Annotated in this window: 20 protein-coding genes; 11 read left to right on the top strand and 9 right to left on the bottom strand. The window is 56.6% G+C overall.

Annotation, left to right across the window (positions count from 1 at the left end; genetic code table 11):
* Positions 1-112 precede the first annotated feature (112 nt).
* Entirely contained in the window at positions 113-1,081 is a 969-nt protein-coding gene (gene pip, locus BFP70_RS15470; RefSeq protein ID WP_066012565.1) for a prolyl aminopeptidase, read from the bottom strand.
* Positions 1,082-1,145: 64 nt separating this feature from the next.
* Here pip and ubiG point away from each other — a divergent pair, with 64 nt between their 5' ends.
* Positions 1,146-1,892, top strand: a complete 747-nt coding sequence (ubiG, locus tag BFP70_RS15465) for a bifunctional 2-polyprenyl-6-hydroxyphenol methylase/3-demethylubiquinol 3-O-methyltransferase UbiG (protein WP_066012548.1) — start codon at positions 1,146-1,148, stop codon at positions 1,890-1,892.
* On the opposite strand, the gene BFP70_RS15460 is transcribed toward ubiG, so the two are convergent.
* Positions 1,889-3,193: a PP2C family protein-serine/threonine phosphatase gene (locus BFP70_RS15460; RefSeq protein WP_066012564.1), complete on the bottom strand. Its 1,305-nt coding sequence runs from the start codon at positions 3,191-3,193 to the stop codon at positions 1,889-1,891. The genes ubiG and BFP70_RS15460 overlap by 4 nt on opposite strands.
* Positions 3,194-3,329: 136 nt before the next feature.
* Between BFP70_RS15460 and BFP70_RS15455 the strand changes: the two genes are divergently transcribed.
* Positions 3,330-3,659 (top strand): Hpt domain-containing protein, encoded by a 330-nt coding sequence (locus tag BFP70_RS15455; protein WP_066012547.1) that lies wholly within the window; start codon positions 3,330-3,332, stop codon positions 3,657-3,659.
* A 14-nt stretch (positions 3,660-3,673) separates the two neighbouring features.
* On the opposite strand, the gene ilvA is transcribed toward BFP70_RS15455, so the two are convergent.
* Entirely contained in the window at positions 3,674-4,921 is a 1,248-nt protein-coding gene (ilvA, locus tag BFP70_RS15450; protein WP_066012546.1) for a threonine ammonia-lyase IlvA, read from the bottom strand.
* Between the two features lie 214 nt (positions 4,922-5,135).
* Between ilvA and BFP70_RS15445 the strand changes: the two genes are divergently transcribed.
* The gene (locus tag BFP70_RS15445) at positions 5,136-6,365 is read left to right on the top strand and encodes an argininosuccinate synthase (protein ID WP_066012563.1); all 1,230 of its coding nucleotides are present in this window, start codon (positions 5,136-5,138) and stop codon (positions 6,363-6,365) included.
* Complete coding sequence (gene mog / locus BFP70_RS15440; RefSeq protein ID WP_066012545.1) at positions 6,362-6,898, top strand: molybdopterin adenylyltransferase; 537 nt, start codon at positions 6,362-6,364, stop codon at positions 6,896-6,898. The genes BFP70_RS15445 and mog overlap by 4 nt, the downstream gene beginning before the upstream one ends.
* A 151-nt stretch (positions 6,899-7,049) precedes the next feature.
* Here the strand turns inward: mog and BFP70_RS15435 are convergent, their stop codons facing one another.
* From BFP70_RS15435 to BFP70_RS15415, 5 genes are all read right to left on the bottom strand, one after another.
* Positions 7,050-8,222 carry an HlyD family type I secretion periplasmic adaptor subunit gene (locus BFP70_RS15435; RefSeq protein WP_066012544.1) on the bottom strand — a complete coding sequence of 391 codons (1,173 nt, stop codon included), beginning with the start codon at positions 8,220-8,222 and terminating at the stop codon, positions 7,050-7,052.
* Positions 8,219-10,393: an ATP-binding cassette domain-containing protein gene (locus BFP70_RS15430; RefSeq protein ID WP_141693225.1), complete on the bottom strand. Its 2,175-nt coding sequence runs from the start codon at positions 10,391-10,393 to the stop codon at positions 8,219-8,221. The genes BFP70_RS15435 and BFP70_RS15430 overlap by 4 nt, the downstream gene beginning before the upstream one ends.
* Before the next feature lie 96 nt (positions 10,394-10,489).
* Positions 10,490-11,833: a TolC family protein gene (locus BFP70_RS15425; protein WP_083217546.1), complete on the bottom strand. Its 1,344-nt coding sequence runs from the start codon at positions 11,831-11,833 to the stop codon at positions 10,490-10,492.
* 14 nt (positions 11,834-11,847) lie between these two features.
* Positions 11,848-15,711: an Ig-like domain-containing protein gene (locus BFP70_RS15420; protein ID WP_066012541.1), complete on the bottom strand. Its 3,864-nt coding sequence runs from the start codon at positions 15,709-15,711 to the stop codon at positions 11,848-11,850.
* Between the two features lie 289 nt (positions 15,712-16,000).
* Positions 16,001-16,435 (bottom strand): NUDIX domain-containing protein, encoded by a 435-nt coding sequence (locus BFP70_RS15415; RefSeq protein ID WP_066012540.1) that lies wholly within the window; start codon positions 16,433-16,435, stop codon positions 16,001-16,003.
* A gap of 109 nt (positions 16,436-16,544) precedes the next feature.
* Here BFP70_RS15415 and BFP70_RS15410 point away from each other — a divergent pair, with 109 nt between their 5' ends.
* From BFP70_RS15410 to BFP70_RS15385, 6 genes are all read left to right on the top strand, one after another.
* Positions 16,545-17,561, top strand: coding sequence for an Hsp33 family molecular chaperone HslO (locus BFP70_RS15410; RefSeq protein WP_066012539.1), 1,017 nt, complete (start codon positions 16,545-16,547; stop codon positions 17,559-17,561).
* Positions 17,554-18,177: a CoA pyrophosphatase gene (locus tag BFP70_RS15405; RefSeq protein WP_066012538.1), complete on the top strand. Its 624-nt coding sequence runs from the start codon at positions 17,554-17,556 to the stop codon at positions 18,175-18,177. The genes BFP70_RS15410 and BFP70_RS15405 overlap by 8 nt, the downstream gene beginning before the upstream one ends.
* Entirely contained in the window at positions 18,146-19,291 is a 1,146-nt protein-coding gene (locus BFP70_RS15400) for a CCA tRNA nucleotidyltransferase (RefSeq protein WP_066012537.1), read from the top strand. Before BFP70_RS15405 ends, BFP70_RS15400 begins: the two co-directional genes overlap by 32 nt.
* A 121-nt stretch (positions 19,292-19,412) precedes the next feature.
* A complete protein-coding gene (locus BFP70_RS15395; RefSeq protein WP_066012536.1) occupies positions 19,413-21,248 on the top strand; it encodes an ABC transporter ATP-binding protein in 1,836 nt (611 codons plus the stop codon).
* Positions 21,249-21,334: 86 nt separating this feature from the next.
* Positions 21,335-22,564: a class I SAM-dependent RNA methyltransferase gene (locus BFP70_RS15390; RefSeq protein WP_066012535.1), complete on the top strand. Its 1,230-nt coding sequence runs from the start codon at positions 21,335-21,337 to the stop codon at positions 22,562-22,564.
* A gap of 84 nt (positions 22,565-22,648) precedes the next feature.
* On the top strand, positions 22,649-23,152 hold the full coding sequence (locus tag BFP70_RS15385; protein WP_066012534.1) for a murein L,D-transpeptidase family protein: 504 nt from the start codon (positions 22,649-22,651) through the stop codon (positions 23,150-23,152).
* 150 nt (positions 23,153-23,302) lie between these two features.
* Here the strand turns inward: BFP70_RS15385 and BFP70_RS15380 are convergent, their stop codons facing one another.
* Positions 23,303-23,800 (bottom strand): CAP domain-containing protein, encoded by a 498-nt coding sequence (locus tag BFP70_RS15380; RefSeq protein WP_066012533.1) that lies wholly within the window; start codon positions 23,798-23,800, stop codon positions 23,303-23,305.
* Between the two features lie 209 nt (positions 23,801-24,009).
* On the opposite strand from BFP70_RS15380, the gene BFP70_RS15375 reads away from it, so the two are divergent.
* Complete coding sequence (locus BFP70_RS15375; RefSeq protein ID WP_066012532.1) at positions 24,010-24,600, top strand: L,D-transpeptidase; 591 nt, start codon at positions 24,010-24,012, stop codon at positions 24,598-24,600.
* The last annotated feature ends 51 nt before the right edge of the window (positions 24,601-24,651 follow it).

The following is a 24,651-nucleotide window of genomic DNA, read 5'->3' as shown; positions in this document are numbered from 1 at the left end:
TTACACCGCTTCCCCCAGAATCGCAAGGAAATAACGCCATCTTGGCCGCAGCACAGCTTCATCTTGCCCTAAATATCCAAAATATAGCAAACATCACCGCCCACGCGCCGCATCAGCGCAGGCGATCCATCGTCGCCACAAGGGCTTGGGTGATCCCGGGTTCGGACAGCGCATGCCCCGCCGCCGGCACCATCTGCAACTCCGCCAAAGCCCAACCATCCGCCAGACGCCACGCAGAAATCGGCGGGCAAATCATATCCATTCGCCCCTGCACGATCACCGCAGGGATATGTTCAATCTTATGCCGATCACGTAAAATCTGGCCGTCTTGCTCCAAAAATGCTCCATTGGAGAAATAGTGATTTTCCAGCCGCGCGAACGCGCGCGCGTAATCGCTTGGTGCTTCACCGACAAAGCCATCGGCCTCCACCGTCGCCAAGGCGTTTTCCCAAAGCGTCCAAATTCGCGCAAATCGCGCTTCAGAACTGAAATTCCCTGAAAACAGCCTACGCGCATAGGCCGCAACCAAATCTCCGCGCTCCTCTTCCGGTATCGCGTCGCAAAACCGCCGCCAAACATCGGGAAAAAACCGCCCTGCCCCACCGCCGTAGAACCACTGAATTTCTGATTTTGTCGCCAGAAATACACCGCGCAGAATCAGACCCTGTACCCGGTCGGGATGGGTTTCGGCATAGATCAAGGACAGCGTCGCGCCCCAGCTACCACCAAAGACAAGCCAGCGCGAAACCCCCAACGTCTGACGAATTTGTTCAATATCCGCCACAAGATGCCATGTCGTATTGGCCTCGATGCTTGCAGTTGGCTTCGACAGACCGCAACCGCGCTGGTCAAACAAGATGATCCGGTAATGCATCGGATCGAAATATCGCCGCATTGCCGGGCTTGCGCCTCCCCCGGGACCACCGTGAAAAACCACGACCGGCTGCCCCTGCGGATTGCCGGATTGTTCAACATAGATTTGATGCCCATCGCCAACATCAAGCATCCTGCGATCATAGGGTTCGATCGGCGGATAAAGAAACGAGCTTGATGTGCGCTTTTTGCCTGCGGTTCTGTCCATGACCTGACTATATAGTGTGAAGACCGGGCCCACCATGGGGGCCAATTAGAAGTTTGAGGATAAGATGACACAGCCCAACAGCACCATCGACCCCAGCGAAGTCGCTAAATTTGAAGCTATGGCGGCTGAATGGTGGGATCCAGCCGGGAAATTCAAGCCATTGCATCAGATGAACCCGGTGCGACTTGATTACATCACCCGGCAGATTGCAGCGCAGTTTGGCCGTGATCTTTCGACAGCGCAACCATTTGACGGGCTTCGCCTATTAGATATCGGCTGCGGTGGCGGTCTATTATCCGAGCCTATGGCGCGGCTTGGTGCCAGCGTCGTCGGTGCGGATGCCGCAGAGCGGAATATCCCCGTCGCGCAGCTACACGCCGAACAGTCTGGTCTGGAAATCGATTATCGCCACTGCGCCGCCGAAGATATCCTTGTCACGGACGAGCGGTTCGACATCGTGCTGGCGATGGAAATCGTTGAACATGTTGCAGATCCTTCTGATTTTATACAAACCTGCGCGGATCTTTTGGTCCCAAGCGGGCTGCTGATCGCCTCCACCCTGAATCGCAATCCCAAAAGCTATATGATGGCGATTGTCGGGGCAGAGAATGTCATGAAATGGCTGCCTAAAGGCACACATGATTGGTCAAAATTTCTAAAGCCTGATGAACTGACCGCGATGTTGGTCTCTGCGAATTTAACCGCCGTGGATAAAAAAGGCATGGTGTTTAACCCAATCACTTGGCGCTGGTCCTTATCTGATCGTGATCTTTCGGTGAATTACGCCTGTGCGGGGGTCAAACCGGCTTAATCTGCATTCTTTTTTGCGCCGTTAAATTCGAAAAGGACCGCTGACACATCATCTGTCAGCGCCCCATTCGCATAGTTTTCAACATCCCAAAACAGCGCATCAAGATAGGCCTGCCCACGCAAATCCGAGGATTGCTGCACCACCGTCTCTAGGCCATTTTCCATCAGCAATTCACCACCTTGTGGCGCAGCTTCCGTGATTCCATCGGACATCAATATCAGGCGATCACCCGCCTGCAGCTTGGTCGAAATAAGCTCATATGTAGCACCTTCAATCAGGCCAACAGGCAACCCCCCATCGCCAAGAAACTCCACATCCCCATTGGCGCGCAACACACATGGGTGCGGGTGACCGGCCTGCACCAATTCAACCTCACCCGAGACAAGGTCCAAGTCAGCATAGATCAACGTGAAATAGCTTTCGGTTTGAACCTCCTCCAATACCAATGTGTTCAGGTATTCGGCCAATGCATGCGGGGCCATTCCCTCATAAATGCCGAATTCCGATTGAATTAACGCGATATTCTGATCTGGCGATGAGCCGGACAAATACCCGGCCAGACGGGCGGTCATTAATGCAGACGTAATCCCATGCCCCGACACGTCGATGCCATATAATCCAACCCTCCGCGCATTGATCGGGAAAAAGCCGACCAAATCGCCCCCTACATGGCCAGACGGACGCAGCATCAACGTCACTTCCGATGACCCAAAGGACCGCTGTCGTTCTTTCACAAGGCTTTGCTGCAGCTTTCGGGCCTCTCGCAGGTCGCGGCGAATCCCATCATACAGGCCTTTAAGCTCATCCAAAGTGGAGGATAAAAGCTGATTCTTCTTGGTCAGCTCCCGTTCCATCCGCAAAATGCGCTCACCTGCGGCAAGCCTTGCACGTAGCTCATCCCCATTCACCGGCTTGGCCAGAAAATCATCTGCGCCGCAATGCAGCCCCTCGGCCACCTCTTCTTTGGCTGTCTTTGACGTCAGAAGGACAAAATACCCATAACCATCGCGCTCCATAGCCCGAAATGCGCGACAAAAATCCAAGCCGGTCATGCCTTCCATCATCCAGTCCGACAATACGATATCAGGCTGGAAACGCTTGCAAATTTCAATCGCCTCCTCTGCGGAGGAGGCTTCCGTGACCTCATAACCAGAGCGGGCCAATTGCGCAGATAGAATACGGCGCTGCATACGGCTGTCGTCCACCACCAGCACCCGGCGGACCGGAGCGGCCTGCGCGTCAACTTCGGACAAAAGTTCTGGGTCTTGCTGCAAATTTCCAGCCAAATTCGATACCGCCATTACAAAAGGACGCCCAATCATTGACCCATCTTCGTTAACTCCGGGTGAACATTTCCATCCCTGACAGGTTAAGCGTTCAGCAAGCTTTGCGCCCTAAGCTGCCCCTTGGTGTGGTATCACTTCGGTGGAGGTAAATATGATCGATTGGGATCGGGTGGCAGAGTTACAATCTGAAATCGGCCCGGATGGGTTCGGCGAAGTTGTCGAACTTTTCCTAGATGAGGTAGAGGCGGTTGTCATGAAGCTTGGAACACGCCCAAACAAGCTGGAAGAGGATCTGCATTTCCTCAAGGGATCCGCGTGGAACCTTGGCTTCCAGGGCTTTGGTGCATTGTGCCAAATCGGCGAACGCCTTTCTGGGCAAGGTCGCGCGGAAGAAGTTGATGTGCCTGAAATCCTCGCCTGCTACAGCGATTCAAAACAGCTGTTCATGGCGCGGGTTGATGAATTTCGAAACGTCGCCTAAGCCCCGAATTGGGCTTAGATCAAGAATTCAGCCAGGATCGCATCATCCGTAATATCGCGGTAGGTGTATCCTGCGTCTTGCAATCGCTGCTTGAGGGCCGGGAAATTTTCGGCCCTTTTCGTCTCTAACCCGATTAGAACAGACCCGAAATTGCGGGCCGATTTCTTCAAATACTCGAACCGGGCGATATCGTCATCCGGTCCCAACATCTGCAGAAAATCTCTCAGCGCGCCTGGGCGCTGCGGCATCCGCAAAATAAAATATTTCTTCAGGCCGGAATATTTCTGGGCCCGCTCTTTTACGTCCGGCAAACGTTCAAAATCGAAATTACCGCCCGAAGCGATGCAAACGACTGTTTTACCACGAATTTCATCGCGCAAATCTCGTAGAACATCAACCGAAAGCGCCCCGGCAGGCTCTAACACGATGCCTTCCACGTTCAACAATTCCAACATCGTTTGGCAGATCCGATCCTCCGGCGCGGCCAATACATGCGCCGCCTGCAACCATTCAAGGCGCCCAAACGGCTTTGCCCCGATTTTAGCGACAGCAGCGCCATCAACAAAACTATCCACATGAGGCAATGCGACGGGCTGACCCGCCCGTACGGCGGCTTTTAGACTGGCGCCGCCAGCCGGTTCGACAAATCGAAACTGGGTCTCAGGCGCGGTGACGCGCAAATATCCGGTAACACCCGCTGCCAACCCGCCACCACCAACAGGTAACACCACGAAATCTGGTGCTTTTCCAAGTTGATCCAAAATTTCCACCCCAACCGAGGCCTGACCTTCAATAACATCCGAATTGTCAAATGGCGCAAGAAAATAGGCGCCTGCCTCGTCACAAAACCGCTGACTCGCCGCAAGCGTGTCGTCAAAGTAATCGCCGACCAAAACAATTTCGACATTGCTGCCGCCAAACGTCCGGGTTTTGTCGATCTTTTGCTGTGGCGTCGTCACCGGCATGAAGATTGTACCTTTGACATCGAAATGCCGACAAGCAAATGCCACGCCCTGCGCATGGTTGCCCGCGCTGGCACATACGAAATGATCAGCATCCGGCGTCGTCGCACGCAATTTGCGCATCGCCGTAAAGGCGCCGCGCAATTTATAGCTGCGCACAGGCGTAAGATCTTCGCGCTTCAGCCAAATTTCTGCCCCATAGCGCTGTGACAAAAACGCATTCCGCGACAAGGGCGTCGGATCGAACAGGGCACGTAAGGAGCGGGTGGCCTCAATGGCGTCTTGGGCAAAATCTGTCATGGCGCAGCTTTGAACCTATGCGAAAATAGGTGCAAGAAAAATCGCGCCTTTAATGCCTGAAACCGCCGCGATGCACCGCATTCACATCGGACCCTGCGAACACCGACACCGAATTTCCAAGCGGGTCAAAGGCTGCAAAATCCACGCCCCGCCCCTTGTAGCACGCCCCAAAACGCACTATCCCCACGTCAAATGAGTTCCTCGGGAGATGTCAATGTCCGCGCCCAAAAAAGTTGTTCTCGCCTATTCTGGCGGCCTCGATACCTCGATCATCCTGAAATGGCTTCAGACGGAATATGGGTGTGAGGTCGTGACCTTCACCGCCGATTTGGGCCAGGGAGAAGAGCTGGAGCCGGCCCGCGCCAAGGCGGAACTTCTTGGCATCAATCCGGACAATATCTTCATCGAAGATATTCGCGAAGAATTCGTCCGCGATTTCGTATTCCCAATGTTTCGGGCAAATGCCGTCTATGAAGGGCTCTATCTTCTGGGCACTTCAATCGCGCGTCCGCTGATCTCTAAACGTCTGGTGGAAATCGCAAAACAAGTTGGCGCAGATGCCGTGGCACATGGTGCGACCGGCAAAGGCAATGATCAGGTTCGCTTTGAACTTGCCTGCTATGCGCTGGATCCTGCAATCAAAGTCATCGCGCCTTGGCGGGAGTGGGACCTGTCTTCGCGGACCAAGCTGCTGGAATTTGCAGAAGAAAATCAAATCCCGATCGCCAAAGACAAACGTGGTGAAGCACCGTTCTCGGTCGATGCGAATTTGCTTCACACGTCTTCCGAAGGCAAAGTGCTGGAAGATCCGGCGGATACCGCCCCAGATTACGTGTATCAGCGCACGAACGACCCAGTTTCGGCGCCCGATGAGCCCGAATATATCGAGATCACTTTTGAAAAAGGCGACGCGGTCGCAATCAATGGTGAGGTAATGTCCCCTGCCACCGTTTTGACCAAGCTGAACGATTTTGGCCGCACCCATGGCATCGGGCGTTTGGATTTCGTCGAAAACCGCTTCGTCGGAATGAAATCACGCGGCGTGTATGAAACCCCGGGCGGTACAATCTTGCTGGAAGCGCATCGTGGCATCGAACAAATCACGCTGGACAGCGGCGCGGGGCATCTAAAAGACTCGATCATGCCGCGTTATGCGGAACTTATCTATAATGGTTTCTGGTATTCGCCAGAGCGTGAAATGCTACAAGCTTTGATTGACAAAAGCCAAGAGCACGTCACCGGTACAGTGAAGCTCATGCTATACAAAGGTGCGGCCCGTACCGTGGCACGCTGGTCAGATCATTCCCTTTATTCCGAAGCGCATGTAACCTTTGAAGAAGATGCCGGCGCCTACGATCAAAAAGATGCCGCAGGGTTTATCAACCTCAACGCATTGCGTTTAAAGCTCATCGCAACGCGCAATGCGCGAGTCGCCAAGAAATGAGCGTCGACCGGCCCCGCGCTGCCATCGTCACCGTATCTGACCGTGCAAGCCGCGGTGAATATGAGGACAAGGGCGGTCCAGGCTGCGAAACTTGGTTGAGGGACGTGATCACATCGCCCCTCACCATCACACGCCATATCATCCCGGATGGCAAACAAAGTGTCGAAACAAGCGTTCGACAGCTTGTGGCTGATAAGACTGACCTGATCCTCGTGACCGGCGGCACGGGGCCCGCGCCGCGGGACCAAACGCCCGAAGGCCTTGCCAGCGTTATTGAGAAAGAGCTTCCTGGATTTGGCGAGGAAATGCGGCAGGCCTCTCTGGCAGAGGTCCCTACAGCAATCCTATCACGCCAAACTGCTGGAATTGCCCAACAAAGCCTTATCATCAGCCTTCCTGGAAAACCCTCTGCAATCGCGACATGCCTAAACCGTGTTTTCGCCGCCGTACCCTATTGTTTAGATTTGATTGGCGCCGCGCGTCTGGAAACAGATAGCGCCAAGGTCGATGCGTTTCGTCCGAAATCAAAATAAGCACCACGAAGAGGGGCTCTGCCCCCGGCTCTGACGAGCCTCCCCCGGGATATTGCTCAGCAATGTGAAAATTACATATGATTATTCACCGTGCCGGTAAATATCCCGGGGTGAATTGGCCTAGGCCAAGAGGGGCAGCGCCCCTTCTACGTTACGGCTCCCGTAGCGCTTCGCGAGATTTATACAGCGGCTTGAGAAGATATTGCAGTATCGTTTTCTCCCCAGTCATCAACTCAACGGTAGCCTGCATCCCGGGTCGTATCTCCAAATGCCGTTGCCGCTCTGTCAGGTGAACAAGATCGACGCGTAATGTGACCTTATAATGCGGCTCTGCATTGGGGTCAGTTTCATCTTTGAATGTGTCCGCTGATACGACTTGAACCGTACCTTTCAGGCTGCCGTAGATTGTATAATCATAGGCAGATAGTTTGATTGTCGCTTCTTGCCCTGTTTTAACATTCGCAATGTCTTTCGGGGCAATACGTGCCTCTATGAACAGCTCCTCATCCATCGGAATGATCTGCATGATCTCTTCGCCGGCCCGGACCACGCCGCCGATTGTGGAAACCTTCAACTGATTGACAATACCCTTCATCGGCGCATTTAAAATCGTACGCCCAAGTTGGTCTTCGGATAATTTCAGCTGTTGTTGTAATGTGCCGAGTTCTTTGAGCGTGTCTGAATAATCTGAAGCGCGTTCCAGCTCGGTCTTTGTTGTTATTTCAGTGTAGACTTTTTCAGCATCGGAAAAAGCTTTTCGGGCCCGGGTTACTTCAATTAGCGGAGCTACCTCTTTTGCATACATCTCTTCCAGCAGGTTTCGCTCTGCCCGGGCCTGATCCATGATATTGGCAGCCCCACGTTTGCGGGCATTAAAATCTTGGACTCGCGCTTTCAGTAGCGCCGATTCAGAGGCCACAATATGTGGTACCAGTTGCGCTTGCTTGTCACTGACTTCAAACGCGTCAATACCGTTCATTTCCGCCTCTAGGCGCAATTGTTTGATTTGTAGGCCAGCGATCTGTGCCTCCAGATCATCAACCTGCGTGCGATATTGCGTTCCATACAACTTGGCCAATGGTTCCCCCGGCTGCACGGCATCCCCTTCGGAGACATAAAGCTCGGCCAGGATACCGCCTTCGAGGTTCTGAATGATTTGCGGCTTTGAGGAGGAGACGATTTCCCCCGGTCCGCGCACAATCTGATCGACCCAGGCGACCGAAGCCCAAAGCACAAAAATCGCGACAGTAGCCGCAATCAGCCATATGGTGACGGACATATTCCGTGACCGGGTCACAATGGCGGATGGGTCAATCGTTGTCATCGTCCACCGGTTGCTTTGGATTTGGTCAGATGGGCCAAAACAGCATCACGCGGGCCATCTACCGCCAATTTGCCATTTTGCAAAATCAATGTGCGTGCAGTCAGTGCCAGGATCGGCACGCGGTGCGTTGCGATGATCGCTGTGCGGCCGATCAACCACCCTTCCAGGCGGCTGACCAATGTGGTTTCCAGCGTAGTATCCAAGGCGGCGGTTGGCTCGTCCAAGATCACAACAGATGGATCTTGCAGCCACAGCCGCGCCCAGCCAATCGATTGCCGCTGCCCTACGGACAGCCCCTCACCACCATCGCGGATTTGCAGATCTAACCCCTTTGGATGGGCACGCAAGAACGGCCCCAGACCGGCAAAATCAAGCGCCTGATACAGTCGCTCATCATCCCGTTCCAGCTGGGTCATGTTCAAATTGTCGCGCAAGGTTCCTGCAAACAGGCGAACATCTTGACTAAGATACCCAAGTGAGCGGCGCAAATCACGTGGATGCAGCTGGCCAATATCAATGCCGTCTAACAAAATCCGCCCCGACTGCGGCTCATACAGCCCCGCCAGCAGCTTGAGGAATGTGGACTTGCCAGAGCCATTGGTCCCAAGCACGGCCACTTTCTGCCCTGCTGGGATTTGCAAACTGGGGATATCGACAGTTGCGGCGCCTTCCGGGTCATATTGGAACGTCGTGTGGCGCAGTTCAAATTCACCATTCACCCGGTCGGTGCGCAGATAGGACCGATCATCGGCATGGGATTGATCCGATGACGCAATCTTATCCAACCCATCCAGCGCGGCTTTGACATTGGACCATCGCGCCAGAGTTCCCGACAGCTGCGTCAGTGGCGCGAGGGTCCGCGAAGTCAAAATCCCGATTGCAATAATGGATCCAACGGTAAAGTCACCCGCAAACACCATATAGGTGCCGATCACCACAGCGGCGATATAGGTGCCCTGTTGAATCATCTGCGCCCAATAGGTCAGTGCGGCCGCCAGCTTACGTTGCTCTGATGATTTCACCGCAGACAGGGTGATCAGCTCTTCCCAGATCCGCTTAATCCGGTCGGCACCGCGTGTTGTCGACACCGTTTCATGTTCATAAATCGCCTCATGCAAAAGCCGCGACGCGCGCGCAGAGGCACCCTGCGTCGCCTCGGTCAAACGGATCATCTTCTTTTGAAAGAAGAACCCGGGCAACACCATCAAGATACCGCCTGCTAGCAGCACCCACATGATGGAGCCACCAATAGACGCCACCAGCGCCAGAAATACGAAAATAAACGGAATATCTGCCAAAGTGCCGATCGTCGATGCGGTGAAAAACTCTCGCACCGAAGAAAACTCCCGCATCGCAGAGAAAAGCTGGCTGGGTGAGCGTTGGTTAGACGGCTTCATCCCCAGCAACCGCGCCATCAACAGCTGCTGAACAGATAATTCGATCTTACGCCCGGCCATATCCATCAGCCCTGCGCGTGCCAGTTTCAGCGCCATCTCCATTCCCAACGCCAAACACGCGCCAAGCGCCAAAACCCAAAGCGTTGCTTCGGATTGGTGCGGTATCACACGGTCATAGACCTGCAGCGAAAACAACGCGACGCCAACGGCCAGAATATTGGCGAAAAGAGAGCCCAGAGCGACCTCGCCAAAGGCACGGCGCTGCGCTTTGAACGTGCCCCAGAACCAATGCTGCTGATCGGCGGTTATTTTGTGGCGTTCTTCCAATTGGCGCAACGTGGTGCGCGCCCGCACGACCTGTCCCGTAAAGAAGGACGCGAATTCCCCAATCGGCACTTCGGCCCGCTGATCCTGGCAGGTTTTATCGTACACGAACAGGCTTTCCATTTCCTGCCCGACCACAAGGACCATCTGGCCATTCCGCATCTGGGCAAGTGCTGGCCATTGGCCCGGCGTGATGGATTTTATCTTTTCAACCTCGGCGCTCATCCCGGCAACGCGCAGGACGGCGGCGATATGCTCTGGTTGAACACCCTGTCCCGCAGTTTCACCGGTAACAGCGGCGGTGGCTTCACCAACTGCCAGAAGCATTTGCTCCAGAATATCGGCAGCCGGGATTTCCGCACCCAACAGGCCCGCATAGGCGGCGGCCAATTCAGCACGCGATTTTGCACGATCCGCCGGGCGTTTGGCCGCTGGCGGCTGTGACGGCATTGATTTGGGCAAAGCACCATCAGACGCCCCGCTGACGCGGGCTGCGTTTATGTCAAATGCGATGACCCTCTCGGACAACGCCCCCCCAATACCTTGTTAGATAATTTCTCCCTCTACCAATATCCCGTGTTGGCGTGCAATTTCCAGCTTTATCAGCGCAATATCGAATTTCAGTCCCGCATGGGCCCGTTTCATATCGGCATAGCTTTCAAATTGCGTCACAAGCTCCATTAGTGAGCGACCGCCAAGGCGATATTGCTCGGTATAGAGCGTCAGGCTCTGTTCCATTTCCGCAACAACTTGACCGTCACGCGTGCGCTTGGCTTCCAGCCGCTCCAATTTGGATTGCAGTCGCACCACCTCTTGCTGGGCATCTTGGCGTGCTTCTTCGACATTTTGTTCTGCACTACGCTTGGCCGCATCCAATGCAGACAGCTGATCACCGGTGCCAAGACCCAAGGCCGTCGTCACCCCCAGATCCAGCGCATAGTCTGGCTTACCAGCACCCACAGACGCCCCGGCGGTCAGGCTGGGCAGCAACCCGGCCCGGGCCACCTTGGCCTCAGCCACAATCAGGGATTTCTCCCCCATGGCCCGTTCAACCGAAAGGGCCACCGGCATAGTTGTAGGAATGGTGATGTCCGGCACGCCCGACAGATCGCCCATCGGGCCACCCGCCATTGCGGCCAATTGCGCCATCTGTCCGCGTGCCGTGTCGCGGTCAGTTGCGGCGGTCGCCTCCATCTCGGACAGTTTCTGCAAAATGACTCGTTTTTCGGACATATCCGATAAGCCACCGCGCACGCGTTCCATCATGATGCGGTCGTATTTCGCCAACCATGCCTGCGCCATCTCGGCCACGTCGGCCTGCGCCGCAGCCTGCTGCGCCTGCACATAATGCGCAAGCCCATCATAAACGGTGTTATTATAATCCTCTGACAGGTTTACAGCGGCAATTTCCACATCAGCTGCGGCATATTCGCGTTCCGCCTTCTTCGCACCATTGTCGAACAACACCTGTTCGAACACCATGGAGGTCACCAGTTCTCCCAGCGATGTCAGGCTAACGCCAGGACGTAATTCCGGCAGCCAGTTCTTTGACTTCGCTTTGGCGGTCAGCCGCTTCACCCGAAGCTCTGCCTGCGCCGAACTTTTTGACTGTGTCAGCACAGCCCGCGCAATCCTGTCATAGGGGCTTTCGCCCGTCAGAACCGATTGACGTGCTGCCAGATTGGCAATGATCACCGAGCTGGTGGCCGTGGTTCCCGGTGTCGCCAGCGCCATTGCGCTGGTTTGGCTGGACGCCATAAAGGCGGAGCGTCCAGTCGGGAAGGGCGTACCCTCCATGCAGCCTGCAAGGAACAGCAAAACCGTTCCTGCAAGCGCCACCCGAGCCGAAGAGACTCGGGAGACCGTCTTCAAGACGTTCACCCCAGTCATCCCGTGCCCTCCGATCAGATGGTCAGGTTTGTGATCGAGTCATCAATGATCAGCGTCGCGTCATCGTCACCCAGCGTGTAAATGGTGTAATCTTCACCATCAATTTGCGTAGTGCCGGTTTCCGTGAAGCCGTCCGTTGTAACCGTAACGCTGTCATTCGCATCGCCTTGAATGATCAACGTATGATCTGGCCCGGTCAGCTCCTGGATCTGATCTGCGCTGATCGTCAGATTGGCTTCCGCCAGATCCAGATCGATCTTGGCAAAATCGAACCCTTCCAACCCGTCACGACCCAAATCGACCGTCACGTTAGAGTTGGTATCGGCCACCATCAACGTCGAGCTTTCATTGCCCGCCGCATCAACATCTGTCGCAACCAGATATGTCGATGTTGCCTGCGGTGCGAATTGATAGAAGCTGCCCGCGCTGGTTTCCGCCAGATCGACCACCGTCCCATCGGCGCGAACAGCCGACAGATCATAGGTGCCTGCCTCAGCGGTGCTGCCCATCAGAACGCCCGAATAGGTCGTGCTGCCGATCAGAACATCCGAGAAATCTGCCGCTGCTGGTGCCTCAAAATCATAGGCAAAGCTGTTATCGGCACTGTCCAAAACCGCCACGTTGCCCGCCGCATCCACAGCTTCAACGGTATAGGTCATAGTGCCGGTCGCGGCCGACGCCCCGCCTGCAACCAGGTCAGCGCGATCAAAATCAATCGACCATGTGCCGTCAGCATTCACCGTTGCCTGTTGTGCAGCGCCGCTGCCCAAGGTCACCATGACAACCGAACCGGCCTCGACCGTCCCTGTCAGAGTAAAGCCCGCAGCAGCCTCTTTCGCGTTGACGACATTATCTGCCGTCATATCTGAGGTCACAGCGAAATTCATCACCAACGGGTCAAAGGCAATGGTCATCGGCGCCGCAGTCAACACGTTGCCGACACCATCCGTCGCCGTCACAACCAGCGTTTCGGAGCTTTCCACATTGGGAAGATCCCCGGCAGGAATCGTCGCGCTCCAGTTCCCGGCAGCGTCGATATTCGCCGCAGGAACGGTAATCACCGACCCATTGCCCAGCTGCAAAACGACCGATTGTGAACCGGCCTCAACCGTGCCTGTCACAACCAAGCCACCCGCGCCTTCGGCTGCGTTGACGATGTCATCCGCAACCAATGCGTTCGGCGTGGCAGTGGTGAAGCCAAGGTTTTGAACCTCGGTATCGACATCCAGCTCATGCGTGTCTGTGGCGGTATTGCCCGCCGCATCTGTCGCCGTCACTGTCGCCGTCGCAGTCCCCGTGCCTGTTGGCAGATCGCTTGCCGCGATCACGGCAGACCAGCTGCCCGTAGCGCCCGCAACAACCGTCGCAGTGCCCGTGCCCAATGTCACTGTGACCGAGTTCCCCGGCTCTGACATACCTGTCAGGGTCAGACCCGTGCTTGCGCCTGTGTCAGCCGATGTGATCAGGTTGTCACCCGCCTGCGTGTCACCAAAGGCGACGGCGGTTTCCAGATCAAAGACCACATCACGCGATGTGCTCATTTCATTGCCGGCTGCATCTGTCGCAGTTACGACCGCCTCATAGGTGCCTGTGGTCAGCCCCGCTGCCGCGAGATCACCAGACGTCAGATTGACCGTCCACGCCCCCCCTGACAGGACCGTTGCCGGAACCGTCACGCCGCCAATCGTCACCGACACGGCATTGCCGGCATCGGTTGTGCCGGTCAGGCTAAAGCCTGCGCCGTCAAACTCTGCCGCATTCACCACGTTATCATTCGCAGTGACATTGGCCGAGCTGACCGTGACGCCGATTTGCGTATCTACCGCGACATCATGGCTGGCGTTGGTAACGTTGCCCGCCGCGTCCGTCGTGGTGACATTGATCGCCGTGTCATAAGTGCCGGCCGGGATTTCCGATGCCTCAAAGACAGTGGACCATGTGCCATCGGCAGCCACCGTGACCTCATGCGTGGCGCCGTTCGCGTCAAATTCGACCTGCAGCACCGCTCCCGGTGTCGATGTGCCGCTGACGGTCACACCTACCGCTGCCGATTGCTCGGCTGCATTGACGATATCGTCCCCGGCCACGGTATCAAAGGTTACGGTATTTGGATCGGTATCCACCGAAATCGCATGGCTGGCGGTGGTGACATTGCCCGCCGCATCCGTCGTGGTAACGTCAATGGCCGTGTCATAGGTGCCGGTCGGGATTTCATCTGCGGCAAAGGTCGTGGACCAGTTGCCATCCGCATCCACAGTCACCTCATGCGTGGCGCCATTTTCTGCAAACACCACCTGAAGCACGGCACCCGCGGTCGCTGTTCCACCGACCGTGACACCGGACGCCGCCGATTGCTCTGCCGCGTTGATGACATCATCCGCCGCCACCGTGTCGAAGGTCACCGTGTTGAAATCGGTATCCACCGCGATTGCATGGCTGGCGTTCGTAACATTGCCCGCCGCATCCGTCGTGGTGACGTTGATCGCCGTGTCATAGGTGCCGGTCGGGATTTCGTCTGCGGCAAAGGTCGTGGACCAGTTGCCATCCGCATCCACAGTCACCTCATGCGTGGCGCCGTTTGCTGCAAATTCAACCTGCAGCACAGCACCCGGTGTCGATGTGCCGCTGACGGCCACACCCGCCGCTGCCGATTGCTCGGCTGCATTGATGATATCGTCACTGGCGACCGTATCAAAGGTCACAGCATGAGGAACCGTGTCGACCACCAATGTGTCGTTCAAAATCGTCTCATTACCGTTCACATCCGTCGCGGTGATCACCATCGCTTCGGTATACTCGCCGCCCGGCAGCTGATCTTCCGTAAAGGTCACGGTCCAGTTGCCATCCGCATCGACAACCGCCGACTGCGTCTGCCCGTCGATTTCGACAGTAACGGTTGCGCCTGCTTCAGATTCGCCGCTGATGGTGATGCCATCGGCGTATTCTTCCAGGTTTTCGACATCTCCAGTCGATCCGGCCCCTTCCGTCACCTCAAGCGGTGGCGGGGTCATATCGATTAGGAAATCAGGACCGTCCAGCTCATATTCCGTGCCATCCGGGGCGGTCACAACCACCTCAGAGCTGTAATCGCCATCAGCTGGCAGATCATCCCCCTCAAACACAACATCCCATAGACCGTCATCGTCAATGGTGGTTTCTTGCGTCTGATCGCCGACCGTCACAACAACGGTTGAGCCAGGCTCACCAGTGCCGCTGACAGGAACAACCTGATCATCGGCAGGCGTATTCGTGGTCAGCGTTGTGTCGCTATCAGCATTATCAACGGTGGGTGTGATTGGCGTGTTCTGGTCGGTGGTGTCACCATCGCCGCCCGGATCAGTGGGCGTCGTGCCATCGTCACCGTCACCGCCACCGCCGCCTGCCACGGCGGCAGCACCCAACAAACCAGCCGCCGCGCCCAATGGGCCAAGCCCCAGCAAAGGCGCGAATGCCGCCATGCCAGTTGCGCCATCATCTGCTGGCGCCAAAATATCTTCACCATCCAGGAAGGCCAGATCGTCGTTCGGGCTCCATTTACCGATGATTTCGGGCGATGCGTAATCTGCGAACAGCACGCCTTCGCCTGTATCCTCAAGATAAACCTGCGTAATTTCGCCATCAGCTGAAATATACAGGCTGTTTGCGCCCGGCTGTGCATCGAAATAATTTGACAGCGTCAGAACCCGACCATCGGCCAGAACGACCTGAAGATCATCGCCCGCACGTTCATATTTCAGAATGCTTGCTTTACGTAAATTCAGAGAGACCGCGTCTCCCTGACCAACTTGGATGAAATCACTTGCACCCTCGCCGCCCGCCATACCACGGGACACGCCGCCCGTTTGGTCACGGACGGCAAAGTCGATCGACTCTGCCATAGGACTGCTCCGCCTCAAAAAATGTTATCCGGTTCTTTTGACCGATTTATAACTGCTGCTTTTCCATTTAACGCAATTTTAAGGGTAGTTCTAGATAGAAATTTGACGTTCAGGGCAATTTGTAGGGGGGTGGACGTAAATCTAGACTCACCGATTCGTGCAAAAGTTAACCAAACGTTAACTTTACATCCTAAAGACGCAACGTTCGCACGAAAATTCAGCGTTTCCGGTATGTTTTGCAGAAAATCGGCATCCGCCGCCGCAAGGTATCACAAATTCGTGATTGGCGTCAGGCAAACCGCTTTAGGAACGCCCGATCGCCCGGATTCCTAATCACCGACAGCGCATCCGCAGGCGTTGACCAAATGGCACGGTGGCCCGGCTCTGCTGGCGCGCCACGGCAGATGACTGGCCGCGCAAGATAGATATGGCAGATCTTTTCCGCCCACATGTCATATTCGGGCATATAGACGAACCGGCGAAAGGCACCCAGTTTGCGCGGACGGTCAATTGCCCAACCAGTTTCTTCATAAACCTCACGGTGCAGCGCACGAATTCCGCTTTCGCCCGGATCAATCCCGCCGCCAGGCAGCTGAAACTCTGGCTGCGGGGCGGATTGATGGGTCAACAATAGCTGCCCATCGCGGATCAAAATGGCATAGGCGCCGGGTCGTCTGCGGTAACGATGGCCCGTTTGCGGACTTGCCCCATAGCGTGCGATCATTCATTGCCCCTTGGTTCACAGCTTGCTGCCCATATATAGGCCCCTATAAAGGCAAGCTATGCCAACCGCCGCCCGAAATGCAAAGCACATAAGCCCCCAAGGATCCACCATGAGCACGCTATCCCAAATCGCATGGGACGATACCGTCCTTCCCTTCCAACTTGACCGCGCGGATATCCGGGGCCGGTTGGCGCGACTGGATGGTGTATTGGATCAAGTCTTGTCACAGCACAATTACCCGGCCGTGGTTGAGGCACTGGTGGCCGAAGTCGCCTTGCTGACCGCAATGATCGGCCAAACGATCAAACTTCGCTGGAAGCTGTCTATTCAGGTGCGCGGTGATGGCCCTATACGGATCATTGCCACCGATTACTATGCGCCCACAGCGGAAGGGGAGCCCGCACGCATTCGTGGCTGGGCCAGTTTTGACGCCGAAAAATTGGATCAGGCCGGACCGGGATTTGAACAGATTGGCAAAGGCTATTTCGCGATCTTGATCGACCAAGGCTCTGGCAGCACCCCGTATCAGGGCATTACGCCGCTGTCAGGCGGGTCGCTTCGCGCCTGCGCCGAGGCTTACTTTGCGCAATCCGAACAGTTGCCGACCCGGTTTGAGCTGGCATTTGGCCGCGCCACCATGCCCGGTCAACCCGAAAGCTGGCGCGCAGGCGGCGTGATGTTGCAGACAATGCCAAAGGCATCACCCCTTGCAGCCACCGAAGAGGCCTCCGGCCAAGACGGGCTTTTGCGCCCCGAAGACATCTTGGAAGGGGAAGCCGAAGAAAATTGGAACCGCGCTAACATCTTGCTTGATACTGTAGAAGAGATCGAACTGATCGGACCGCGCATTCAAGCCACCGATATTTTGGTCAAGCTGTTTCACGAAGAAGGTCCGCGCGTGTTCGATCCGCAGCGGGTGGAATTTGGCTGCACCTGTTCTGAAGACCGCGTCCGCCAATCGCTTTCGATTTATTCCGCCCGGGACATCGGTCATATGACCACCGACGATGGGATCGTGACTGCCGACTGCCAATTCTGCAACGCGCATTATGTCTTCGATCCGCAGACACTTGGTTTTCAGGCCACGAAAAACCCTGACGGGTCCGAGAAGCCTGAAGATGAGTGATCCCCTTGCCCCGGTCATTGCCGCCTTGGCACAGCCGGGGCGCCCCTCGTCGGATTATGAGCTGAACCCGGACGTGGCCTTGCCGCCGGGCCGGGTCTTGCGCCCCGCCGCCGTTTTAGTGGCTTTTGAACAACATGGTGATGGTCTGCGTCTGTATCTGACAAAGCGCGCATCACATCTGAAACACCACCCTGGCCAGATTGCTTTTCCCGGCGGCAAGGTGGACCCCGGTGACCGCGGGGTTGTGGCCGCAGCACTGCGCGAAGCCCATGAAGAAATCGGCCTGCCGCCAGATCACGTCAAAGTGCTGGGCACATTGGACACGCATGAAACCGTTACCCAGTTTCAGGTTACCCCAGTGATTGCGCAAATCACCACGCCCTTTATCCCCAGATCCGAGCCGGGCGAGGTAGAGCAAGTATTCACTATACCTTTTGGGCATGTTGTTGACCCCGCCGCTTTCCGTATAGAAAGCCGCCTGTGGCGCGGGACGCGGCGAAAATATTATGTCGTCCCTTATGGCCCCTATTATATCTGGGGCGCGACCGCGGGGATATTGCGACAATTGGCCCAGAGGATGGCAGATGAAACTCAGCGGCGCATGGATCACATCTAAAAGCCTTCAACGCGTTCTTGCATGTCTTAGCGGGGCCGGCCATCAGGCATTAATCGTGGGTGGATGCGTGCGAAACGCGCTTTTGAACGCAGCTGTGACCGATAGCGACATCGCCACAAGCGCCACACCGCAGCAAGTGACCGATCTAGTCCAGGCCAACGGGATGAAGGCCGTGCCAACGGGATTCGACCATGGCACCGTCACCGTGATTTGCGACGGGGTCGCGCATGAGGTCACAACATTTCGCCGCGATGTCGACACCGATGGCCGCCATGCGACCGTGGCATTTTCCACCGATATTGCCGATGACGCTGCACGGCGCGATTTCACGATGAATGCGCTATATGCGCAGGCGGATGGCACCGTGCTTGACCCGTTGGGCTGTGGCATTGCGGATCTGCGCGCGGGCCATCTGCGTTTCGTCGGGACGCCCGCTGAACGCATTCGCGAAGATTACTTGCGGATATTGCGGTTTTTCCGCTTTACCGCTTGGTATGGTGCGCCCGATCAGGGCCCCGATGCCGAAGGGCTGGCCGCCTGCGCACAGCTGGCAGATGGGTTGGACAATTTGGCCCGCGAACGTGTCGGGCAGGAAATGCGCAAGCTGTTATCCGCCCCCAATCCCAGCACAGCGGTGGGCGCGATGGCCCAATCGGGCATATTGAACCGTATTTTACCGGGTGCTGATCCGGCCGTCTTATTTCCGCTACTGCATCTGGAAGACACGGCCCCTGATCCGCTGCGCCGCCTTGCCGCCCTGACCGGGTTTGACGTGACCGATGCCCTGCGCCTGTCAAAATCAGAGACCCGGCACCTGGATGAGCTGCGCCGCGCGATTTCCGATCTGTCACCACCCGCAGCGATTGGCTATCGTTATGGCACGCAGATTGGGGGCGATGCCTTGCTGGTCCGCGCGGCCTTAATCGGGCAGACGTTGCAACCAGGTTGGCGTGACCTGCTAAACGAAGGGGCCGATGCGACATTCCCCGTTAAGGCGCAGGATTTGATGCCCGGTTTTGAAGGGCCACGCCTTGGCGCACGCTTGAAAGAGCTCGAAGCGCAATGGCTCGCCGCCGATTTCGGCCTAAGCAAAGAAGACCTTTTGCGCGGCTGATCATGGGGGGGGGTGCCGCATCTCTGTGCGTCACTCAACAGAACCTAAAATCAAGACTGACAAAACCGTGGTTTCTCCAAGATGCCTGTGGACTATATGGTCAGGGCGCAAGGAGATTTTCATGATCGACGTATTCCGGCCTGCCAAAACCGCCCCGCCCCGCACACTTGGCGCTTTTTTCACGTGGTGCCTGCGCGGCGCTTGGCCTGTGCTGACGCTCTCGGCTGTGCTGACAGGGCTGGCCGGATCAATGGAGGTGATTTCGGCATGGCTGCTGGGACGGGTGATTGATCAGCTTATTTCCTCAACGGCCGCCGGAGCATTCTCTGACAATTGGGCAATTTTGCTTGGGTTTGCGGCGTTTTATCTGATCATTCGCCCGGCTGTGTTTGGCATTTCATCGGCCGCGAACCAATTGCTGGTGCAACCCAATATTTTCCCGCAGGTCCTGTCGCGTTTGCATCGCTATACGATGGGCCAGGCTGTGACATTCTTTGACAATGACTTTGCAGGCCGCATTGCGCAAAAGCAGATGCAAACTGCGCGGGCTGTCACCGAAACCGCGCTTGGTGCGATAGAAACCGGCATGTTCGCATTGGCATCCGTGGTCGGTTCCATCGTCTTGCTGGCGGGCATTGACACGTGGGGGGCGCTGGCCCTGGTGTTATGGCTGGTGGCTTATGGCGCGTTGGTCCGGCATTTCCTACCGCAGGTGCGGGTGCGGTCTAAGGCGCGCGCGTCGGCCCGTGCCACCGTGTCGGGCAAGGTCGTTGACACGATCACCAACATCAAGACCGTCAAACTATTCGCCAACACCGGGCACGAAGACCGCGAAGCATTAGAATCCATGGATGTGTTCCGCAGCCGCGCGATTGCCTTTGGCAAAGTCTCTACCGGATATCGTATCAGCCAAATGGCATTATCAGGGTTGCTGCCAGTGCTGCTGGTGGGCAGTGCAGTGATGATGTGGCATCAGGGATCGGCGACGCCGGGCGATGTAACCGCTGCAGGTGCCGTGGCGATGCGCATTGCCCAGATGTCGGGCTGGGTATCCATGTCCTTGATGCAGATCTATGGAATGGTTGGCGAGGCCGAAGATGGCATGGCCACATTAACCCCCGCCCATACGCTGTTGGATGCCCCGGATGCGGTGGACGCCGGGCGTGCCAAGGGGGCGGTGCATTTCGACAATGTCAGCTTTAGCTATGGCCGAGGCTCGGGCGGCCTGCATGACGTGGATCTGATGATCCCCAGCGGACAGCGCATTGGCATCGTCGGGGCCTCTGGCGCGGGGAAATCAACGCTCGTGGCGCTGTTGCTTCGGTTGTATGATACCGAAAAGGGCGCAATGCGGCTGGATGGCCGTGACATCAAAACCCTCACCCAGGAAAGCCTGCGCCGCCAGGTTGCGATGGTCACGCAAGAAACTGCGATGTTCAACCGCTCTGCGCGCGAGAACATTCTTTACGGTCGGCCAGATGCAAGTGAGGCCGAAATGATCACCGCCGCCAAAGCCGCAGAAGCGCATGATTTCATTTTAAACCTGGCTGATAACGAAGGGCGCACCGGCTATGACGCTCGGCTGGGCGAACGCGGTGTAAAATTGTCAGGCGGTCAACGCCAGCGTATCGCGCTAGCCCGCGCCTTTTTGAAAGACGCACCGATCCTTGTGCTGGACGAAGCCACATCGGCGCTGGATTCGGAAGTAGAGGCGCAGGTTCAAACCGCATTGCACAATGTGATGTCGGGCAAAACCGTCCTGGCCATTGCCCACCGTCTGTCAACCATTGCACAGATGGACAGGATCATCGTGCTGAACCATGGCCAGATCGCAGAATCTGGCACCCATTCCGAACTTCTGGCCCAAGATGGGTTATATGCACGGTATTGGGAGCGTCAATCGGGCGGGTTCATCGGCACACAGGATGACACAACCGATTGCGACGCGGCAGAATAACGCCGGCAATCCGCCCAACACCCATTGGCCGCAGCCGCCGAAGCTGCTAAATCGCAGGCCATTCCCAGCCAAAGCGAGCCCGGACCATGACCAGCTACCAGATCGAACGCCTTTCCATTCAGGCCGATGGGGTGGCCCATGACAGTGACCACTCCACAATCTATGCGCCAATGACGCTGCCCGGCGAAGAAATCACGGGTGATCTGCGCGAGGGCCGGATTGCACAACCGAAGATCCTGACGCCATCGATCAGCCGAGTCCGGCCACCATGCCCGCATTACAAGACCTGCGGTGGCTGCGCTTTGCAGCATGGCTCTGACGCATTTGTGGCACAGTGGAAAACACAGGTCATTGAATCCGCCTTGGCCAGCCGCGATGTCTCCGCACGGGTCACACGGATCGAAACCTCCCCGCCCCGTTCACGCCGCCGCGCAACATTATCGGGACGGCGCACGAAGAAATCCGCTCTGGTTGGATTTCACGGCAGGGCCTCCGGGATCATGACTGAAATTCCCAATTGCACGCTGCTGCGCCCGGAACTCGTGGCGGCCATCCCCGCGCTGCGCGACTTGACCGTTATCGGCGCGACCCGCAAAGGTGAGATCGCCTTCGCTATGACCCTGTCCGAAGCCGGCGTAGAGGTTGCCGCAACCGGTGGCAAAGAGATGACACCCGAGCTGTTCGCGCAGATTTCTGCCACTGCCGAAACCCATGACTTGGCGCGAATCTCGTGGAATCGCGAAACTGTCGCCGCCCGCCGGCTGGCCTATCAGGCGATGGGGGCGGCCAAGGTTACACCGCCGCCAGGTGCGTTTTTACAAGCCACCACCGAAGGCGCTGCGGTTTTGGTCGATTTCGCGCAGCATTGGACATCCGGCGCGGCAAAGATCGTCGATCTTTTCGCAGGCTGCGGCACATTCACCCTGCCGCTTGCCGCCACCGCCGAAATGCACGCGGTAGAGGCCGAAGCCCCGATGTTAGAAGCGATGGACCAAGGCTGGCGCCAAGCGCAGGGCCTGAAACGGATCAGCCATGAGGCGCGCGACCTGTATCGCCGGCCGCTGCTTCCTGATGAGCTGAACCGTTATGACGCCATCGTCATGGACCCGCCGCGCAATGGCGCCGAGGCCCAAACCGCCGAAATCTGTAACGCCAATGTCAAGAGATTGGTCTATGTCTCGTGCAACCCGGTCAGTTTCGCCCGCGATGCCGCGCAGCTTATTGCTGCCGGGTTTGTGCTGCGCGATCTGATCGCCGTGGACCAGTTCCGCTGGTCATCGCATTGCGAATTGGCCGCCGCCTTCACGCGGGAGTGATCGCTTTACGAAAACCCCAGTTTCCCCAATGGCGTTTTTCAGATAGGTTACCCTGATAAACGAGCAGCAAAAAAGCGATCCAAAATGCAGCGCAGAACCCTTCTCTTGGGCTTGTCCACCGTCGCCATTCTGGCGGCCTGCGGTAAACCAGGGTCTAAATTCATCACCTATTCCGGTCCCGCGGTGACACAGATCCAGGTGTTCAAAGCCGACCGAAAAATGTATCTGTTTTCCGGCAATACGGTGATCAAGAAATACAAATTCGGCCTGGGCGGAAACCCTATTGGCCCGAAACGGTTTGAAGGCGACAGTAAAACCCCGGAGGGGCTATATTACATCGACCGGCAAAACCCGAACTCCCGCTACCATCTGTCGATTGGCATTTCCTATCCAAACCCGGCCGATCGCGCCTATGCGGAAAGTCAGAATAAAAAGCCCGGTGGCGACATATTTATCCACGGTCGCGCCAAGGCGAATAAGGGCAAAGGCAAAGACTGGACGGCAGGCTGCATCGCCGTAAAAGATGAAGAGATCGAGGAAATCTATTCCATGGTGCGTATCGGCACGCCCATCTTCATCTTTCCCTGATGTCGCAATTGTCTTGCCCCCCAGCAGCACGAAATTGGCCCTGTTTCGGGGCCTTTTTTATGCCTGATCGCCCCAGACAATGAAAAATGGCGCAGGCCGAATAAGCCTTGCGCCATTTCATCTGACTGTCAGCACGGGCTGCGCGTGGTGTCAGCGCCCTGTGACCATGGTCCACCAAATCTTACCCGACGGTTCTTGATACCAGGCGAACCCCATCTGCGTGGCCTCCGGGTTCAAGATCACATCACGCGTCTCAGGCTGGCCCATCCACACAGATAATGTCTCGGTTTCGGTTTCATAGGTTTCTGAAATCGTCTCTCCCAGAACCTCACCTCGGTAGCCCGCGCGCGCAGCGCGTGTTAGCGGGGACGATCCATCAGAGCCCCAATGCCATGGCCGGTTTTGCTTCGCCATATCCTGACTATGTGCCGCCGCCGCAATCGCCAGCTGTTGGTTCAAGACCACAGGCCGCGTTCCGCGCACAGACCGAAGGGAGTTCATTGCCTCGACCACGCGGGTCGGAATGACTTCGGCATCAGATTCCGTAATCCGATACAGCTGAGGCAAAGGTTTGCCGTCGGGGCCCAATGTTGGCTCTGGCTGAGTGCAGGCCGCAAGCGCAAGGCCCCCGATCAGGGTCAAAGCCATAAGGGTTGATCTGCGCGCTCGCGTAGGCATCGCCGTGCTGGAGTTCATTGTATCACCTCAAAAATCTGTCTCGACCGTTACACATTCGGCAGAACTCTCGCAAACCCACAGTTGCGTGAAAGGCCGCTTTCGCCGCAATATGAGACATCGACGCACTATTTCACCGCGGCCATAACGCGGACAAACAGTCATAGGCAGGGATTTCACCAATGACAGGACCATTTACCAGACGTGCATTTCTAACAAGCGCCAGCTGTGCCGGGGCCATCTTCGCGCCGGGCATTATCCAAGCGCGCGACATCAGTGAGAGCTATGAAACATCCGGGCTTAGCGATCAGCGGCGAAATATCTCCAGCTTTAAGGCCCGCCGCTGGACCGATCACTTCAAAAGCCTGACGCATGGTGCGATTTTGGTCGATATCGCCTCGCGCAGCCTGCATTTCTGGGCGCCAGATGCAAAGACCTACCTGCTGTATCCGACATCGGTGCCCGTATCACAGGATCTGACCCGGCTGGGCCGCACCAAGATCACCCGAAAAGTCGCCGGTCCGGGATGGTCCCCCACCCCAGCGATGCGCAGACGCAATCCCGAGTGGCCGGATTTCGTGCCGCCGGGCCCCAACAACCCGTTGGGCACGCATGCGCTGTATCTGTCATGGAAATATTACCGGATACACGGCACGCATGATACGCGCAAAATCGGGCGACAAAGCTCTAACGGCTGTATCGGGCTGTATAACGAACATATCGCAGATCTGTTCGCGCGCACGGTGCCGGGCACACAGGTATTGGTGATGTAGGTCAAATGATCCGGGCGTTTGGAAACTGCCACGCGCCCGGACCATCAAGGC

Origin of the sequence: Thioclava sp. SK-1 (genome assembly GCF_001705665.1) — a bacterium.
Classification (GTDB): domain Bacteria; phylum Pseudomonadota; class Alphaproteobacteria; order Rhodobacterales; family Rhodobacteraceae; genus Thioclava.
The sequence above is the reverse complement of the archived record's forward strand: the minus strand, read 5'-3'. Positions and strand labels throughout refer to the sequence as shown.